This is a genomic window from Ruegeria sp. HKCCA5463 (assembly GCF_013034175.1).
Classification (GTDB): Bacteria; Pseudomonadota; Alphaproteobacteria; order Rhodobacterales; family Rhodobacteraceae; genus Ruegeria.
Genome location: NZ_WQFL01000006.1, coordinates 69,743 through 87,188, shown reverse-complemented (window position 1 = coordinate 87,188; position 17,446 = coordinate 69,743). Strand labels below are relative to the sequence as shown.

15 protein-coding genes are annotated in these 17,446 nt (G+C 57.4%); 4 read left to right on the top strand and 11 right to left on the bottom strand.

Features of this window, described 5'->3' with window-relative positions:
- Positions 1-56: 56 nt before the first annotated feature.
- Genes GOW09_RS13760 through GOW09_RS13745 form a run of 4 tightly spaced genes read right to left on the bottom strand, consistent with a single transcriptional unit; the run spans position 57 to position 6,302 of the window.
- Positions 57-1,331, bottom strand: a complete 1,275-nt coding sequence (locus GOW09_RS13760) for a folylpolyglutamate synthase/dihydrofolate synthase family protein (protein ID WP_171119165.1) — start codon at positions 1,329-1,331, stop codon at positions 57-59.
- On the bottom strand, positions 1,328-2,257 hold the full coding sequence (accD, locus tag GOW09_RS13755) for an acetyl-CoA carboxylase, carboxyltransferase subunit beta (protein ID WP_171119163.1): 930 nt from the start codon (positions 2,255-2,257) through the stop codon (positions 1,328-1,330). The genes GOW09_RS13760 and accD overlap by 4 nt, the downstream gene beginning before the upstream one ends.
- A 60-nt stretch (positions 2,258-2,317) precedes the next feature.
- Positions 2,318-3,202, bottom strand: coding sequence for a CPBP family intramembrane glutamic endopeptidase (locus tag GOW09_RS13750; protein WP_171119161.1), 885 nt, complete (start codon positions 3,200-3,202; stop codon positions 2,318-2,320).
- A complete protein-coding gene (locus GOW09_RS13745; protein WP_171119159.1) occupies positions 3,195-6,302 on the bottom strand; it encodes an ABC transporter transmembrane domain-containing protein in 3,108 nt (1,035 codons plus the stop codon). Before GOW09_RS13745 ends, GOW09_RS13750 begins: the two co-directional genes overlap by 8 nt.
- A gap of 252 nt (positions 6,303-6,554) precedes the next feature.
- Between GOW09_RS13745 and GOW09_RS13740 the strand changes: the two genes are divergently transcribed.
- The 3 genes from GOW09_RS13740 to GOW09_RS13730 all read left to right on the top strand — a co-directional run bounded on the left by GOW09_RS13740 (position 6,555) and on the right by GOW09_RS13730 (position 9,295).
- Entirely contained in the window at positions 6,555-7,316 is a 762-nt protein-coding gene (locus GOW09_RS13740; RefSeq protein WP_171119157.1) for a DUF6478 family protein, read from the top strand.
- Between the two features lie 11 nt (positions 7,317-7,327).
- A complete protein-coding gene (locus GOW09_RS13735; protein WP_171119155.1) occupies positions 7,328-7,690 on the top strand; it encodes a hypothetical protein in 363 nt (120 codons plus the stop codon).
- 78 nt (positions 7,691-7,768) lie between these two features.
- Positions 7,769-9,295: an MFS transporter gene (locus GOW09_RS13730; RefSeq protein WP_171119153.1), complete on the top strand. Its 1,527-nt coding sequence runs from the start codon at positions 7,769-7,771 to the stop codon at positions 9,293-9,295.
- A 42-nt stretch (positions 9,296-9,337) separates the two neighbouring features.
- On the opposite strand, the gene GOW09_RS13725 is transcribed toward GOW09_RS13730, so the two are convergent.
- The 7 genes from GOW09_RS13725 to GOW09_RS13695 all read right to left on the bottom strand — a co-directional run bounded on the left by GOW09_RS13725 (position 9,338) and on the right by GOW09_RS13695 (position 16,793).
- The gene (locus tag GOW09_RS13725) at positions 9,338-10,678 is read right to left on the bottom strand and encodes a S41 family peptidase (protein WP_171119151.1); all 1,341 of its coding nucleotides are present in this window, start codon (positions 10,676-10,678) and stop codon (positions 9,338-9,340) included.
- A gap of 6 nt (positions 10,679-10,684) precedes the next feature.
- On the bottom strand, positions 10,685-11,815 hold the full coding sequence (locus GOW09_RS13720) for a murein hydrolase activator EnvC (RefSeq protein ID WP_171119149.1): 1,131 nt from the start codon (positions 11,813-11,815) through the stop codon (positions 10,685-10,687).
- A complete protein-coding gene (gene gpmI / locus GOW09_RS13715) occupies positions 11,812-13,329 on the bottom strand; it encodes a 2,3-bisphosphoglycerate-independent phosphoglycerate mutase (protein ID WP_171119147.1) in 1,518 nt (505 codons plus the stop codon). Before gpmI ends, GOW09_RS13720 begins: the two co-directional genes overlap by 4 nt.
- A 192-nt stretch (positions 13,330-13,521) precedes the next feature.
- Positions 13,522-15,192 (bottom strand): sulfatase-like hydrolase/transferase, encoded by a 1,671-nt coding sequence (locus tag GOW09_RS13710; protein WP_171119145.1) that lies wholly within the window; start codon positions 15,190-15,192, stop codon positions 13,522-13,524.
- 71 nt (positions 15,193-15,263) lie between these two features.
- Complete coding sequence (gene nqrM / locus GOW09_RS13705) at positions 15,264-15,500, bottom strand: (Na+)-NQR maturation NqrM (protein ID WP_170345281.1); 237 nt, start codon at positions 15,498-15,500, stop codon at positions 15,264-15,266.
- A gap of 15 nt (positions 15,501-15,515) precedes the next feature.
- On the bottom strand, positions 15,516-16,541 hold the full coding sequence (locus GOW09_RS13700; protein WP_253284258.1) for an FAD:protein FMN transferase: 1,026 nt from the start codon (positions 16,539-16,541) through the stop codon (positions 15,516-15,518).
- A 66-nt stretch (positions 16,542-16,607) separates the two neighbouring features.
- Positions 16,608-16,793 (bottom strand): hypothetical protein, encoded by a 186-nt coding sequence (locus GOW09_RS13695; RefSeq protein WP_152460190.1) that lies wholly within the window; start codon positions 16,791-16,793, stop codon positions 16,608-16,610.
- 123 nt (positions 16,794-16,916) lie between these two features.
- On the opposite strand from GOW09_RS13695, the gene GOW09_RS13690 reads away from it, so the two are divergent.
- Positions 16,917-17,441 (top strand): CBS domain-containing protein, encoded by a 525-nt coding sequence (locus tag GOW09_RS13690; RefSeq protein ID WP_171119143.1) that lies wholly within the window; start codon positions 16,917-16,919, stop codon positions 17,439-17,441.
- The last annotated feature ends 5 nt before the right edge of the window (positions 17,442-17,446 follow it).

Sequence of the window (17,446 nt, the reverse complement as noted above, 5' to 3'; positions counted from 1 at the left end):
CGTATCGCCCGCCCCATCCAAGACCGTGTCAGCAAGGTCAAGAGGCTGGAACGCGCCTACGCGTTTTCTTGCAGAATTTTTCCGGCCAGGTAGAGCGAGCCGCAGATCAGAACACGCGCCTGCGGGTCATTGTCCGTGATCACTTTCAATGCGTCCGCTACGCTGTCAGCGGTGGATGCGGGCAGGTTGACCCTGGCCGCAGCCGCAGCGGTTTCTTCCGCGCTGAGCGTTGCGGTCTCGCCCGGAATGGACACGGCTGTCAGACTTGTCGCCTTCTCTGCCAGAGGTGCGAGATACCCGGTCACATCCTTGGTGTTGAGCATGCCGCAGATCATGTGCGTCGGTTTTGGCGGCAGTTTCGCCAACACATCCGCCAACGCGACACCTGCGGCGGCGTTATGACCACCGTCCAGCCAAATCTCGGCCTGCGGCGCCTGATCTACGAGCGGGCCGGATTTCAGACGCTGCATGCGTGCCGGCCATTCGGCCTTGGTCACGGCAGCTTCGTACGCGTCGTCGCCCATGTTCAGATGGCGCAGAACCGCCAACGCTGCGCCCGCATTCTGAACCTGATGTGCGCCCAGAAGGTTGGGCAGAGGCACATCCCGCAAACCGGTTTCGTCCTGATAGATCAGACGCCCGTTTTCTTCCTGCACGTGCCAGTGCTGACCATGAACCAACAAAGGCGCACCCAATCGGGCGGCCGTGTATTCGATGACCTCAAGCGCTTCGTCCTGTTGCGGGCCGACAATGCACGGAACGCCGGGCTTGATGATGCCCGCCTTTTCCGCCGCGATCTTGCCCAAAGTACCACCCAGGAACTGTTCATGATCGATGGATACGGGGGTAATAACCGTGACGGCCGGGTTTTCGATCACATTTGTGGCGTCCAGACGCCCGCCCAGCCCGACCTCGAGCAGAGTGTAATCTGCCTTGGCACGGGCAAAGGCCAACAGGGCGGCGCATGTGGTGATCTCGAAATAGGTGATGTTTTCGCCGCCATTGGCAGCGTAGCATTCATCCAGAATTGCCGTCAGTTCTGGCTCCGAGATCAGCTCTCCGGCCAATCGAATGCGTTCATGGAAACGGGCCAGATGTGGCGAAGTATAGGCGTGTACCGAGCGCCCTGCCCCCTCAAGCCCCGCTCTGATCATCGCCTGAGTCGAGCCCTTGCCGTTGGTCCCGGCAATATGGATGACCGGCGGCAGTTTCAGCTGAGGATTGTCCAGTGCAGCCAGCAAACGCCAGACACGGTCCAAGGTCAGATCAATGATCTTGGGGTGCAGCGCCATCATCCGGTCGAGGATGGCGTCGGACGTCTTGGCCGTCATTTCTGATCTGTCTCTTCGGCGGGGGCCTCGATTGCGTCGGTTGGTTCCGGTGCCGGCAGATCGCCCTTGATCGCCGGCGGCAGACTCATCAGCATCCGCGTGATGGTTATCAGTTCATCGCGCATTTCGGTACGTCTGGTGACACGGTCCAGCATCCCGTGATCCAGCAGGTATTCGGCGCGTTGAAAGCCTTCGGGCAGTTTTTCGCGGATCGTCTGCTCAATCACGCGAGGCCCGGCAAAGCAGATCAGCGCATTGGGTTCCGAGATATGGACATCGCCCAGCATCGCATAAGACGCAGTAACGCCACCGGTTGTCGGATGAGTCAGTACCACGATATATGGCAGGTTGGCTTCTTTCAGCATCTCGACTGCCACAGTGGTGCGCGGCATCTGCATCAGGCTGAGGATACCTTCCTGCATACGGGCGCCACCGGCCGCCGAGAACAGGATCAGCGGCCGTTTGAGTTTTACCGCCTCCTGCGCGGCGGCGATGATCGCGTTGCCGACATACATGCCCATCGATCCGCCCATGAACGAAAAGTCCTGCGCGGCGGCCACAATGGGGGTGCGGCCAATTTCACCCAAGGCAACCAGCATGGCTTCCTTTTCGCCGGTCTTCTTCTGCGCTGCTTTCATGCGGTCGGGGTATTTCTTCTGATCGCGGAATTGCAACGGGTCGTCTTTTGGCGCGGGTACTTCAAGTTCGGTAAAGATGCCGCCGTCAAACAAGTGCTTGAACCGCTCTCGCGGTGTGATCGCCATGTGGTGGTCGCACTGTGTGCAGACATTCTGGTTTTCCGCCAGCTCGCGATGGAACAGCATCGTTCCGCATTCGTCGCATTTGTGCCAGAGGTTTTCAGGCACTTCGCGGCGTGAGAAGATCGAGTTGATCCGGGGGCGGACGTAGTTTGTGATCCAGTTCATGTCGGAACCTTGGCTTGTGCGGTGTTGACGTCAAATAGGACGCCACGGAAGGAATTGCAATCAACGCCTGAGCGCAAGTCGCGCGGTCAGCCAGCAAACGAACATCACGGCAAGGTCCACCAGAAGCCAGGGACGAAGCTGTTCGGCGTCGGATGCATCAAACGGAAGGGTGAACAGCGCCAGCCCGTTCAGGTTGTCGGGCAACGAGATGAACAGCAACGCTATGATGTTGTTGAAAAAATGCAAGGCGATAGCTGGCCCCAATGTTCCGGTCCGTGCCGTCAGGTCCGATGTCAGCAGACCGAAAACGCAAGCCCACAGCGCAATCAGCAACGCGTTGTCGCCGGCCATGTCCGGTGTGTAATGTCCAATTGCAAACAGGATGGATGGCACCCCCATCCAGATGACAGGCGATCGAAATCTGGCTGCCAGGGTTTGCTGAATATAGCCTCTGAACAACAGCTCTTCGGCGCTGGTCTGCACCAGAACAACCAAGGCCGAAACCGGCAAAAGAAGAAGCCAGGTTGACAATGGCAGGTTCTGCGACAGAGATCCGCCAAAGCCATAAGGCGGCAGCAGGAACCCGACAATGCCCAAAATAAGAAGTGCTTTCAACACTTTAAGGAATTGGCCCGCAGCCAACCGGTACCCGCCCACGATGGACACCAAAGACCTGTGCTGAACCTGCCGCGCGGCGACGGCCACGCCCAGAATGATGAAACCGAAACTGGCCAACAGCAACAGCAGCGCGAGGGGTGAACCGCCCATCAGAAGCGTCTGCGCCCAGCTTTCCGGACCCATCCCGGCAACCACGGTAAAAAACACCATGTTCAGAACGCTGACCAGCACGGCAACCAGCAAGAGCCCCAGCAACAGGCGCCAGATTTCCGGTTTGCCGCGCGCGGTTTCGACCAGATGGTCATGAGCGGAATATGCTTTAGGCATTATTATCCGTGCTTTCCTGAATCGCCTGATCCGTAATCGTCGGGAGCAGCTCCTCGGGGTTCTGCGCCGCATTGATTCTTGTGGACAACGTAGTCAGATATCCCGCAACAGTCTGTAGCAATTGCGTAGCAACCGAAGCGTCGCTTTCGACCACGGCACGCAGTTCCTCGGCGCCGATACGCAGGAACCTGCAACCTTCGGTGGCGACCAGATCCAGTTGTCTGGGCTCTCCTGTTATGATCGAGAGATCACCGATCAGCCGCCCGGGTTCGATGATCGAGATCGGGCGTTTTTTTCCATCATCCGTGGGCCAGTCCAGCCTGGCCTGCCCTGAGACGCACAGATACGCCGCGTCCGGCGCCTGACCACGCGAGAAAATGACTTGCCCCGCTGCTGCTTCGTACCATTGCGCTGAGAACGCCAACAACCGCTGGTTGCGGCCATCCACGCCGGAAAACAACTCGGTCGCCGAAATGATCTCGAGCTTGCGGCTCAGATCGTCCGACGTGCTGTCTTCTTGCGGGGATTTGGATCGTGACACACCATCGATACGGCCATCCTTGATTTCCACAAACAGATCATACGCTTCGGGATGTGCAAAGTGATCTTCCATAAATATCATAATGGAATCCGGCAACAATTCCCGCAGTTTCAGGCGGGTGCGCAACCGGCTTTCGGAATCGTGACTTGCCAGGGCCCTGTCCAGAATCAGGACGTCAGGCCGTTTGATACCCGCGCGAGAGAATGCGGCACGCTCCTGAAAGACGGTCGGCAGATTGTTCCCGCCCAGGCCTGCTGGCAAATCGTAGATGATGGCAGCTGCACGGCGTCGCAGGCCGGCTTCGTTCATGGCTTCGGCCACAACGTCTTCTATTTCGTCCGCGTGTGCACCGGCCATCAACGAAACCCGGCCGTAGATCGCATTTTCCATCACGGTCAGACGTGGCACATAGATGTCCGGCGCAACTGACATGAACATGCCGCCCATCGCATCCCGCAGCCGCTTGGCCTGACTTTTGCGGATGGCAAGAATCTTTTCCTTGTATTCTTCCGGGAAGTTTGGGCCGATCTGCTCCGCCGTCAACAGGAACGGCACCGTCAATAGCAATGCGCGCTCCTGGTCGCTCACGGCCATATCACCCTTGGCTTTGCGCCGTTCTTCGATATCCAGCAATTTGTGATACATGTCCTTGGACATGCCAAGCCTCAGGAAAAGCGGGTGATCCGCCCCGTCCCGCCCGAAGGTCTTGCTGAGCGTGTCCATGACGGCCTGAGAGATGCTGATCACGTCGTCAACCATATCATGGGTCCTGAGCATCTGAACGAACCGTTCGTCACCCGCCAAAATATCCGGAGAAATGTCCTTGGATGGTGCCGCGAACAACAGGTTTCCGCCCAGCGGAACTGCCGGGTTAAAGCGATCAGGGTCGAACCGGTACACATATCGATCAAGCCCCTTTTCTGCCAGGCGCTCAGCGATGGTCCCTCGTAAATTGACAACTTCCTGTGCCAGAACCGGGTGAATTTCCGGGTCGAACTGCGTACGCAAAGTGCGGCGGAACATGAACTCGTCGATGCCCATCGCTTCCACCAGCTGGAACCACCAGTCACGTATGTCGTCGATATCGTCAAGACCGGCGAGGCCCGGGTCAATCCATTCATCGTCCAGAGAATCCGGTGAATTGCCTGCACGAACAGCTTCGATTTGCCACCGCGTCGGGGCCTTGAGCGTATCTGCTTGATGTCGTGGATGCGTGCGCAAAGGCATCATGAGGTTGTCGCCCAATGTCCCGTCAAACAGGTAAGGGCGCGAATAGGCATAGCCGATCCGGGCCGCGATGACGGCCTGATGCAGACCCCGCAGATTATGCCCGGCTATGATCACCTCACCCTGAGCCGGCAACACCTCACGAGTCAGAAGCTGTCCCAACGCACTGCGTTCCGACGCCTGTCCAGACTGAATTGCGACGCGCGCGCCGCGCGGAATGGTCAGATCGAGATCTTCGAGAACGGTTTTACCATCGCTATCGCGAACTGTCACATTTCGCAGCTCTATGTCGCCAGTCAGACGCGGAATGGTTTCAGGCTCACCCTCGAAAAGCTCTTCCGGTATCATGTTGCCCGGTGCAAATCTCTCGGTGACGATTTCCCACCGCAAAGACATGTCCTGTACCTGATTGTAATAGGTCAGCAGATCCTTCCATGGGCCGCTCAGATCCTTGTAGGCGCCCAACGCGGCAACCAGCGCACCTACGGTCACCTCACCGGTAATCGCCAGATATCCTCCCACTGAATAAAACAGGAAGGGTGTCATCTGAGTTATCAGGTTGTTGAGGAACTTCATGAAGAATTTTTTGTTGTAGATCTTGAAACGGATCTCGAACAGTTTCCCCAGCCGATGGCTGAATTGCGCAAGGCGATAGCGCCACCCTCCGTTGGTCCGCAGATCGCTGATACCCGCCGCAGTTTCGCCGATCTCCGAGCTCAGACGTCGAACTTCCTGAATGCGGTCCTTGTTCAGAAGGTTGATTTGCCGCTGAAGCTTGGGGATCAGCCAGGCCTGAAGCGGGATCAGCGCGATACTGGCAAGCCCGAACCAAACGCTTTGCATGAACAGGAAGGTGACGATCGTCATCATCTGGCCGAACTGGAAAACCGGCTGCGCGATGGCATCCCCCATCAGGCCACCCATCGGTTCGGCCTCGGACGTGATCATCGATACCAGCTCACCCTGGCTGGTGGTCGCAAAATAGGATTTCGGAAACCGCATCGACCGTTGAATCAACGTATAGCGCAGGCGCCGCAGCATGCGCTCGGCTAGGACGCCCTTCATCGTGTTGATGCGCATCTTCATGACACCGCTCGCGATCACCGTCGCCAGAAATGCAACGCACAGTATCATCAGATACTGAACCTGCGTCACGGTGAAGTTCCAGATGGTTACCGTGTCACCCGGCGCGCCGATTGCGTCGTTGATGATTTGTTTGGGCAGTTCCAGCGAGGCGTAAAGAAACGGGAACGACAGGACCGTCAGCAGAAGAAGAACAAGTTGCTGTTTCTTCGAATATTTCCAAATGAAGGCAAATAAAGTGGACTCCATAACCTGGCCTTGTCATGCGCTAAACTGTTGTGTGGCTGTTCTTGGGATGACCCACTTTGCAGGAGCCAAACGGTAAGCACTGACCCGGTACATTGCAAGAATAGACCGGTTCAGTTTCAGCATGTTGCGCCTAACCAAATTATGGAGGGACCCCAACAGGAAAACACAAGGCTTCGATAGCAATTCCGTTATTGCGGCTTTGTTCATGCTGTTGTCCTTGACTAAGGCCGGGCATTATCGGACGACGTGGCCATGGGCAGGATTCTGGATCGCTATTTTCATCGCAAGATTCTGGGGCGCTGGCGTCGAGCCGCGCATCAGGCGCCGTATGCCAGCCAGGCAGATTTGCGCTTGCAACGGGATCAGGCCCGCGGCTTGCGCAGGCATCTTGATCATCTGATTCAGCAGGCGGACAGTCGCCTGATCCGGCCAACGATTGGGTCAACGCAGTTTCCCAAACCCGTCGGAACAGACTGGAGCTGCCGCCCCGACCTATGGCGTGCGCCCCTGACGCAACCGGGTGTGGCTTCGGCCCCGCGAAAGACCGTTCTGGACAGTCAGGTCAGCGTGTTCCACGACTGCCCGCTTTCTGAAATTGCCGTTCGGCAAGTCCGGAACAGAGGGGACAGAGATCTGGCTCCGTTCAGTCTCGTGATCGAGGTTTTCAGCTTTGGGGGGTCCTTCCTGTCCGTTTCGGTTGAATTGCCTGTGGATGCTGCAACTCATCTAACGCGCGAGCATCTTGTGAGGCTGGAAACCCTGATCGAGTGTGAAAAGCCATCGGGCGTTTTCGCGCGCCTCAACATTCAGCACGGGCCCAATATGGAACAGGTGTTGCGAAGCCTTTATCCCAGCGAGGTATCAAAGGCCGTGGATTTTGATCTGGCGCATCTCCCCCTGAATGAGCGCAGGATCGAAAAAATCTGGCTGGACTTGATTTTTGAAACGCCCGAGATGAACCGCATGGTGGTGCGGGATCTTACGTTTTGCCGTTTTCATCGTGCCGATTTGTGAGAAGATCAGTCATGACGCAGACCAAGCTAACCTTCATCCGGTTCGAAAACGGAATCTGGCAAGGCCACATTCAAGCCAGCAGTACGCCTAATAACCCCGAGGTAAGCTATCAGGGCGAAACCCTGAGCGACGTTGACCTGTCGCCCGCAGAAAACGGATGGGACTTGCGCATACAGGTGCCTGTTGCCGCCCTGTCCGAAGGTGTGCACACGTTCGTCGTTGCAGATGCAGCCACGACCGAGAAACTGGGAAGCTTCACGGTGATTGCCGGTGAGCCCGCCGCAGATGATCTAAGGGCCGAAATTGATCTGCTGCGGGCTGAACTGGATATGCTGAAACGCGCTTTCCGCCGGATCTGCCGAGACGACACCTGATCCGTTCCGGCTGGTTTTCCTGTCAATCTTGGCAGATTCGTGCATCATTGGCGTTTTCGGAACGGATCGCGCCTTGTCATGGATCGCAGCAGCATAGTCAAAGTCATCGCTTTGATGGTTACCGGATTTGGCATCGGTATTGATTTTACCGGCGCCCTGATGCTGGTGCCTGCGATCGAAAGCAGCTTTGACGCCGACATCACCAGCACCCAATGGGTTCTGAACATCTATGCCTTGTTTTTCGCCATGACCATGGTCGCAGGCGGACGGCTTGGCGACATGTATGGCCACCGCAGAATGATGCTTTTTGGCCTGTCGATCTTTCTGTTTTCCTCGGTCATGTGCTTCGTTTCGCCCAGTCTTGATTTTCTTGTCATTGCGCGTGCGCTGCAAGGCATCGGCGCGGGTTGTGTGTGGCCCTGCACGCTGGCCTTCGGGGCAACCAAAGTATCAAAGCCAGAACATCGAGCCTTGGTGATGGGGCTAATTCTGGCAGGTGTGACCACCGGAAACGTGTTTGGTCCGATGCTCAGCGGATTGGCCGTGAACTTGGGAGAGTGGCGCTACTTTTTCCTCGCCAATGTGGTCTTTTCCTGCATTTCGATGGCCACCGCGCTGATCCTGATGGAGCGCGAAACACAGCACAAACCGGATGAACACCTCGACCTCGCCGGAATGGGTGTATTGTCCTTTGCCGTTTTGCTGCTGCTTTACGGTTTGGATGTGGGCGCGGACTGGGGGTGGACATCCGTTCCGTTGTTGATGCTGTTTTTCATCAGTGCTGCGCTTTTCATTCTGTTCCCCAAAGTCGAGAAACGCGTGACAGAGCCGCTGCTTTTGCCGCAGATGATGCAAAACCGCGAGTTTCGCATCACCCTTGGCCTGAATATGTTCAACGTGTCCGCGGCATTTGTGGGGCTGCTGTATTTTCCCCAATACATGCAAAAGGTGCTGGGCTGGTCGACGTTTGAATCGGCACTGGGCTTGGCGCCGCTGACCGTGTTGCTTGCCGTGGGATCAATTGTTTCGGGCACGCTTTACAATGATTTCGGCCCCAAGCGGCTTCTGTTTTGGGGATATCTGATCGCAACGATCGGCGCTGCGACCATTGTCGTGCTGCCCGGTGATCTGGGGTATTTTCGCATCCTGCCCGGCATGGCGATGATCGGGCTGGGCGCAACATTGACGGTTGGGCCGTCCGGCACTGCTGCAATGTGTGCCGTAAAGCCGGAACGGGCTGGGCTGGTTGGCGGCCTGAGCTTCATGACCCACCTGGTTTACGGCGCAATCTCTGTCGCCTGTGCCACGGCCATTATGTACGTCGTCAGCCTGTCTGAGCTTCGCCAGTATGTGGCCGCTTCGGGCATCAAGTTGACCGAAGCAGAGCTTCGCACGATCAACGGCGGAACACTTGAAACGCCGTCCGCCCATGCGGTAATCAGCCGGTTGTCATCCAGCGAAGCAGAGACGGTTCAACGGGCATTGTCGGCGGCCTTTGACAGCGGAATGAGTATGGCTTTCGTCTTTTCGGCCTTGTCCGTCTCGGTCGGTCTCGTTCTGGCGCTGCTTCTCGACGAAAAGAAACTGCACCGGATCGAAAGCTAAAGCCGGGAGCCAAGGGCTGCGACATCCGCAGCCCTAACCGTTTTACTGTGACGGCCCGTTGGGGTTGAAGGCCGACAGCCCCTTCAGGATATCGATGGCATAGGCCAGCTGGTAATCCTCTTCCCTCAGCTCTGCGGTTGCCTCGGCCTTGGCGCGATCTTCTTCGATCTGGCGGATCTCATCTTCGCTCAGGCTGTCATTGTTGAGGCTGCCGCGCAGATCGGCCTCGGACCGTGAACGGGCGTTTGTTTCTTCCTCTTCCGGTTCTGGCGCCGGACGGGGTTGCTCCACGATGATATCAGGGCTGACACCCAGAGCCTGAATCGACCGCCCCGATGGGGTGTAATACCGGGACGTAGTCAGGCGCATCGCACCATCACCCCGCAGCGGCATCACCGTCTGAACCGACCCTTTGCCGAAGCTTTTGGTGCCGACGACGATGGCCCGGCGATGATCCTGAAGCGCGCCCGCGACGATTTCAGATGCCGAGGCCGAACCACCATTGATCAACACGACAATGGGTTTGCCTTCCGCCAGATCGCCGGGGGTGGCGTTGAAACGCTCACCCTCTTCCGGGTCCCGTCCACGGGTCGAGACGATTTCCCCTTCGTTCAGGAACGCATCCGAAACTTTGATGGCCTGTGTTAACAGACCGCCCGGGTTGTTGCGCAGGTCCAGTACGACACCATTGACCTTGTCGATGCCACCAGCTTCTTCGATCTGTTCCTTCAACCCTTCCTGTAGGTTGGGGAAAGTCTGATCATTAAAGGTCGTTACCCGCAGCACGACACTTGTGCCCTCGGTGCGGGCGCGAACGGCGGTCAGCTTGATCGTGTCACGGATAATGGTGACATCGAAGGGATCAGGTTCGCCTTCGCGCACGACGGTAATAACGATCTCGGAGCCGACCGGACCCCGCATCAGATCCACCGCCTTGTCCAGCGTCAGGCCCAGAATGCTTTCGCCATCCACATGTGTGATGAAATCTCCGGCTTCGATCCCGGCCTCGTCAGCGGGTGTGTCGTCGATGGGAGACACGACTTTGACAAAACCGTCTTCCTGCGTGACCTCAATACCCAGTCCACCGAACTCGCCCCGAGTCTGAACGCGCATCTGTTCGGCATCATCGGGTGAAAGATAACTGGAATGCGGATCAAGAGAGGTCAGCATTCCATCGATTGCCGCCTCGATAAGTTCTTCGGGCTCGACCTCTTCGACATATTGCGCACGGATGCGTTCGAAAATGTCACCAAACAGGTCAAGCTGTTCATAGACGCTGGCCTTGTTCACAGCCTCCTGCGCCAGCAGGGGACCTGCGATCTGTGTTGTCGCAAGAATGCCTGCCACAGTTCCGGCCAAACCGGCCATCACAAATTTCTTCATACTCGTTTATCCATCCTTGTCGGTCCGAAACCAAGTTTCCGGGTCCACCGGGGTGTTGTCTTCTCTTACCTCTATATAGAGCGTTTCTGGGCGATCAGTTCCAGTGCCATCACCGCTTGTTGACAATATTGCGCCGATTTCCGGCGTTTCACCCGGCATCAGGCCAACCGGAGTGCCTTTGGGGATCACCTGCCCGGGTTGACCATAGACCTCTTGCAAGCCCGAAAACACGAACAACAGGCCCGGTTGCGGCTCCAGAATGACCAGGTTTCCCAGATCCAGCAATGGTCCGCGATAACGGATCGTGGCCGCGGTCGGGGATGTTACAAGCGCACGGGAACGGGTGCCGATGACCAGACCTGCGCGGGCGACGCCTGCGGCGTCCGGTTCACCGGCCTTGTGCAGCATGACGCCCTGCACCGGCAAGGGAATCTGTCCTTTCTGATCCAGGATGCTTGCGTCGGTTTCAATGATCTCACCTTCCGAGATTTCTGACAGACCGCTTGCAAAGCCATCCAGAGTCTCGGTCGAAGATATCAGAATGGCCGTGCGCACCGGGTCTTCGACAAACCGACGCGGCAAATCGGTGCGGTCGGCAATCGCTTCGCTCAACTTTGTGCGGGCATCCTGCACACCGCGCAGCCCTTCGGTCAAAGTTTCCGAGGCGCTTTGTTGCAGCAGACGCAAGGTCTGAACCTCTTGCAGGTCCTGCGCCAGCGCTTGCGCTTTTGCATTGAGCCCAGGCGTGACCTCGGACAGCATCATTCCGGCCCGCGCCGCGCCCAATGGGCCTGACGGGTGCAGCATCAGCACTGGCGGCGCGGTCGTTTCGATGGTCTGCAAAATACCAAGCAACTGCCTGACGTCCTTTTCACGCGCGCTCAATTGCGCGCTCAGTTGCGCTTCGCGTGTTGCAGCCTTGCGCAGACCGGTCCGCATCGCGCTCAGCCCGGCCTCATAGGCTTGTATCGTTTCGGTCAGCGCCCGCACCCGATCCCTTGCGCCGTCTGCTTCGCTCAGCGAGATCGACGCCTGTTCCAGCATCCTTGCCGCATCCAGCGCCGCCCGAGAAGCGTCGGTCTGGGCAAAGGCCTGACAAGCTGAAAGCAGCACAATCGCTAGGGCGGTCAGCCTCATGACAGCAGGCTTTCTCCGGTCATTTCCGGCGGTTTGGGCAGGTTCATCAAATCAAGCAGGGTCGGCGCCAGATCAGATAACCGCCCCTGACGCACCTGCGCGCCCTCTGGCCCTCCGACCAAAGCTATGGGCACCGGGTTCAGCGTGTGCGCCGTATGCGGACCGCCGGTTTCCGGATCAACCATCACTTCACAGTTACCGTGATCGGCGGTGACGATCATTGCGCCGCCTGCTTTTTCCAAGGCAGCAACGACCTGAGCCAATCCTGCATCAACGGCTTCGCATGCCTTAATCGCAGCTTGAAGGTCGCCGGTATGCCCGACCATATCAGGGTTGGCGTAATTGGTTACGATCAGGTCGTAACCTTGTTCGATCGCCTCGACAAACTTGGCTGTGACCTCGGCCGAGGACATCTCGGGTTGCAAATCATAGGTCGCAACCTTGGGTGATTTGGGCATATAGCGATCTTCACCTTTTTCAGGTGTCTCCTTGCCCCCGTTCAGGAAAAAAGTGACATGGGGGTATTTTTCGGTTTCAGCCAGCCGGAACTGACGCAACCCCTGCTTGGCGACCCATTCCCCGAGCGTGTTCACAATCGCCCGTTTCGGAAAAACCGCGGTCATATATGCGTTGTGACCGTCCGAATACTCTACCATGCCCAGCAGCGCCGACAGTTTCGGCCGCGGCCCGGTTTCGAACTCGGCAAAGCCCGGTTCACCAATCGCGCGCAGGATTTCGCGAGCACGATCTGCACGGAAATTTAGACAGAAAAAGCCATCGCCGTCGGATACGCCCTTGTAACCTTGCAACACGGTCGGCGTAATGAATTCGTCAGACTCAGACTGGTTGTAGGCATGGTCCACGGCGCCATGTGCGGTGTCGGCGACCCTGCCCTTGCCGTTGATCATCGCGTCATAGGCTTCTGCGATCCGTTCCCAGCGATTGTCGCGATCCATGGCGAAATAGCGACCGCTTACCGTGACGACACGAGCCCCCTCGGGCAGCCGTTCTTCCAACTGGGAAAGATAGGTCAGCGCAGATTTGGGGGCCACGTCGCGCCCGTCCGTGACGGCATGAAGGGCGACCGGAACACCGGCATCCGTAATGGCCTTGGTTGCCGCGATGATGTGGTTCAGGTGCCCGTGGACACCACCGTCCGAGACCAACCCCATGAGGTGAGCCGTCCCCCCTGAGGATTTGACCTTGGAAATGAAAGCCTGCAACGCCTCATTGCCAAAGAATGAACCGTTTTCGATAGCCAGGTCGATCTGACCCAGATCCATGGCCACAACACGGCCCGCGCCTATGTTTGTGTGACCGACTTCGGAGTTACCCATCTGCCCGCTGGGCAGACCTACGTCCGGGCCATGCGTTGTCAGTGTGGCATGCGGGCATTTGGCCATGATCGCGTCAAAGGTCGGCGTATTCGCCAGATGGGGCGCATTCGCCTGTGTGTCGTCTGACACGCCCCACCCATCAAGAATGCACAGAACAACGGGTTTGGGGGTTGGCATTGAAATTCTCCGATTACTGCTCTTGGGTCTTCTTCTAGCGTCTGGCCGGCAAGGGGTGAACCATCTTTGCGGCAAATTACGCAGAATTAATCAAACGGCCTGCCAGCTTCGGGCCATCGCTGGAAGACAACGGTCCCCTGCATTTTTCGACGCAGAGCCATCATGGTATGATCGGTGGAAACCCGGACGAGACTAGCCTTTGAGGTAACGCGTGTATGGCTTTGCCGTGCGGTTGCGATACTTGACCGTCAGTTCCAGCGGCGTGTCGTTTTCATCATAGATACCGATCATGATGCCCGTACCCCCGCTTCGGGTCCGCATATCGATCAATTGCTGTTCGGACCGGGTGGTGCGCTGTGACGGGCGCCGCGCCCAGGCAAACAGGTGGTCGTACATTTGCGCGATGACATCCGAATGATCCGCGCTGTCACCCAGATCCACCAGTTCGTCGGGGTCGTTTTCCAGATCGAACAGGATCGGCCTGTACCCGCCCTCGCAATGGATGAGCTTCCACTTTTCATTCGCGACCATGAACATCACCGCGTCGCGAACGGATACGTTCAACCGCTGCGCAATGGGTGAGGCGGAATAGTCATACTCGCAGATCGCGACCTGTCGCGGCGTTTTGTCGGACTGACCATGCAGGATCGGCAGCAGGGAATGCCCCTCGAGAATATGTCCGGCATTTTCACCACCTGCCAGTTCCAGAAACGTCGGCGCAAGATCGATCGACTCGACCAGCGCGCCGCAGGTGGTGCCGCGCGTGAGGTCCGCTTCGGGTGACGGGTCATAAATGATTAGCGGCACTTTGGTAGAGGCATCGTGGAAGAAAGTCTTCTCACCCATCCAGTGGTCACCCAGAAAATCACCGTGATCCGAGGTCAGCACGATCATCGTGTCGTCCATCCTCCCGGTTTTCTCCATCCAGTCGAACAGACGACCCATCTGGTCATCCGCTTGTTTGATCAGCCCCATGTAAGCCGGGATCACCGCCTCGCGGACATCCTCGCGCGAAAAAGCCTGCCCGACCTTGGTGTCCATGAAGGCCTTCAGGACGGGATGGGCATTCTTTCGCTCAGCTTCCGAGCGGACCACGGGCACGACATGTTCGGGCCCGTACATCGAAGCGTAAGGTTCCGGCACGATGTAAGGCCAGTGAGGCTTGATGTAGCTGAGGTGACAGCACCACGGTCCTTCATGGCTGTCCATGAACTCGATTCCACGGGTGGTCAGATATGGTGTTTCACTGTCCTCTTCCGCGATATTTGCCGGTTCGGATGAATTTTTCAGGAACCACCCCGACAGCACGTTGCCATCGGCATCCAGACCGGAATTGGCAAAATCATGCCACGGATTGTCGCTCTCGTACCCCTTATCTGCAAGGTAATGGTTGTATTTCTTTGCCCCGTCCGGGTCATAGAACCCGTCCGGACCCTCTGCACGCAACCCGTCATCGCGTTCGAACACGTCAAACCCGCATTCCGCGACGCGGGCCCCGATGATGCTGTCGGGCTCCAGCCCAAGACGGGCCATCCCCTCGGCATCGGCGGCCATATGTGTCTTGCCGACCAGCCAGCAATCCATTCCCGCCTTGCGCAGGTGGTCGCCCAACGTGATCTCACCCACTTTCAGAGGGATGTTGTTCCATGAGGCCCCATGGGAATGCACATATCGTCCGGTATAGGTCGACATGCGTGAACTGCCGCAAATCGGCGACTGGATGTAGGCACGGTCAAAGCGGACACCGCGCGCGGCCAGACGATCGATATTCGGAGTATGCAGATGTGGGTGCCCGTAACAGCTCAGATAATCCCAGCGCAGCTGGTCGAACATGATGAACAGGATATTCTTTGCCTTGGCCAACGCGGTGCCTCCCCGAAAGTCATGGGGACCTAGTTAGCCACTTCCGTTCGCAGAGCGAAGCAAAACTTGCTTCAGGTCTGCTGTTCCATCTGTTCCAGCATCTTCCTGGCACGTTTGCATTGCAATTGGTCGCGCAGCGGGCTGTCCGGGTCGACATCCTTTTGGCACACAACGCATTTATCGGCGCCCGAGATCGCATTCAGGCCACCGCAGCTGCCTTTGATGGTCTTGCCCATTAGCATGACACCCAATGACATACCGACCATGACAAGCGCCAAAAGAATAAAGGCCAGAATAAAAGTGCTCATCTCGGTTCCTGACTGTCAGTTGGTTCCCAAAGCGTTTTTGAACTCGGTGCTGTGCGAAGTAATATAGGCATCTTCGCCGCCTGTCACATCCCGCGAGATGAAGTACACGGCAAGTTTATACTTTTCCGCAATGTCCATTCCCTTCTCGTGACCCAAAGCCAGCATGGCCGTTGCCCAGGCATCCGCCAACATTGCGTTTTCCGCCAGAACCGTGACAGAGGTCGTGCGATGTGTGATCGGGCGTCCCGTGGTCGGATCGATGATATGCGAATAGCGCACGCCGTCCTGTTCGAAGAAATTCTTGTAATCGCCCGAGCTGGCCATGCCGCGATCATCCAGGGAAACGATCAATTGAATGCCCTGAGCGCCCGTTTCAGGCTTTTCGATGCCAATGCGCCAGGCTTCGCCCTGCTCATTCTTGCCTTTGGCAACAAGATCACCGCCGATCTCGACAAGGTAATCGTCGATACCGGCATCCTGCAAAGCACCGGCCACCGCATCGATGCCATAGCCCTTCGCAATCGCCGACAGGTTGATGCCCACCTTTGGATCAGCCTTCGACAGCGTGCCGGCTGCGGTGTCGAGCGTCAGCAAACGGGCTTGCCCGACGCTGCTCAACGCGGCCTCGATTTCGGCATCCGAGGGCACTGGATCCTCGGGCTTGCGTGGGCCAAAGCCCCAAAGTTCGATCAGCGGGCCCAGAGTTACATCAAAAGTCCCACCGGTTTTTTCGTGCACTTCATTGGCGGCCGAAAGGACCAATGCGAGTTCGTCCGAGACCGGAACGGGGGCTGTGCTGGTTGACGCCGAAAAGACGGACACCTCGGATTCTGGATCCCAGTTGGACATTTTGGCGTTCACCTCGGCCAGCGTCTCTTCGACGGCCGCGGCCAATGCGGCCTCATCAAGATCTTCGCCGATCGCGGTTATGTTGAAGGTCGTGCCCATCGTTTCGCCCGACAGACGAACCACCTCGGGTTCTTTGTCGAACAAACAGCCGGAAAGAAGGGTGGCAACGGCCAGTAAAGGCATAAGACGCATCGGGCGATCTCCGGGAAATTCTGTGCCCGGCATATGCCAGTGGCCCCGGCCAGAGTCAAACTGCGATCACATCTTCAGCGGCAGGAATCCCAGCATCAAAAGGCCGACCCCCGCCGGCACGCCGAACAACCACGCACGTTTTTGCCAACCCGGCGGCTGTTGCTTCCACGCCATGCGGAAATTGTGGCCACAAACAACAACGGCAAAGAAGATCAATGCCGCTATGGGTGGCGTAAGATAGAGTTCACTCAATGGCTTGAACGTCCTTTCCGGGCCCGCGTTTTTGCCGATCGGCGCAATTGCACCCTATACAGGTCGTTTAGCTGCGCTAAGGTGAAAGGGAAAGACTTTGCAAGAACCACAAGGAGATTGCCCATGGCTCCAACCTCTTACCAGTCGCCTTCGCGCGGCGACAAGGCTGACAAGACGACGTACAGCCAGTCTGCGGAATCGAACCTGTCGCATTCGCAGACAACCGTGGCAAAGCTGCTTGAAGGTAAAGGGGACGCGGTGTTTTCGGTGCGGCCAAATGACACCATCCATTCTGTGGTCAACACGCTGAAGGAAAAGCGGATCGGTGCAGTTCTAGTGACGGATCAGAACGGGGCATTGCAGGGGATTTTGTCAGAACGCGACATCGTTCGGCGCATGGCAGACACACCCGGCCAGACCCTTCCGCAATCGGTCGAAGATCTCATGACCAGGGATGTTAAGACCTGCACACCGGACGATCTGCTGAATGAAGTTCTGAAAACGATGACCGAGGGCCGTTTTCGCCATATGCCGGTGCTGCGCGACGGTCACTTGTGCGGCGTCATCACGATCGGAGACGTTGTCCACTTCCGCCTTAAAGAGCTGGAATATGAAGCGCTTCGCATGAAGCAAATGATCGTCGGTTAACGGCC

What these genes read in the sequence shown, in the direction of transcription:
- GOW09_RS13730 (WP_171119153.1), top strand. Translation starts at nt 7,769, where the DNA reads ATGGATCGCAGCAGCATAGTCAAAGTCATCGCTTTGATGGTTACCGGA.
- GOW09_RS13760 (WP_171119165.1), bottom strand. Translation starts at nt 1,331, where the DNA reads ATGACGGCCAAGACGTCCGACGCCATCCTCGACCGGATGATGGCGCTG.
- GOW09_RS13750 (WP_171119161.1), bottom strand. Translation starts at nt 3,202, where the DNA reads ATGCCTAAAGCATATTCCGCTCATGACCATCTGGTCGAAACCGCGCGC.
- GOW09_RS13700 (WP_253284258.1), bottom strand. Translation starts at nt 16,541, where the DNA reads ATGCGTCTTATGCCTTTACTGGCCGTTGCCACCCTTCTTTCCGGCTGT.
- GOW09_RS13740 (WP_171119157.1), top strand. Translation starts at nt 6,555, where the DNA reads ATGGGCAGGATTCTGGATCGCTATTTTCATCGCAAGATTCTGGGGCGC.
- GOW09_RS13725 (WP_171119151.1), bottom strand. Translation starts at nt 10,678, where the DNA reads ATGAAGAAATTTGTGATGGCCGGTTTGGCCGGAACTGTGGCAGGCATT.
- GOW09_RS13745 (WP_171119159.1), bottom strand. Translation starts at nt 6,302, where the DNA reads ATGGAGTCCACTTTATTTGCCTTCATTTGGAAATATTCGAAGAAACAG.
- accD (WP_171119163.1), bottom strand. Translation starts at nt 2,257, where the DNA reads ATGAACTGGATCACAAACTACGTCCGCCCCCGGATCAACTCGATCTTC.
- nqrM (WP_170345281.1), bottom strand. Translation starts at nt 15,500, where the DNA reads ATGAGCACTTTTATTCTGGCCTTTATTCTTTTGGCGCTTGTCATGGTC.
- GOW09_RS13720 (WP_171119149.1), bottom strand. Translation starts at nt 11,815, where the DNA reads ATGAGGCTGACCGCCCTAGCGATTGTGCTGCTTTCAGCTTGTCAGGCC.
- GOW09_RS13690 (WP_171119143.1), top strand. Translation starts at nt 16,917, where the DNA reads ATGGCTCCAACCTCTTACCAGTCGCCTTCGCGCGGCGACAAGGCTGAC.
- GOW09_RS13735 (WP_171119155.1), top strand. Translation starts at nt 7,328, where the DNA reads ATGACGCAGACCAAGCTAACCTTCATCCGGTTCGAAAACGGAATCTGG.
- gpmI (WP_171119147.1), bottom strand. Translation starts at nt 13,329, where the DNA reads ATGCCAACCCCCAAACCCGTTGTTCTGTGCATTCTTGATGGGTGGGGC.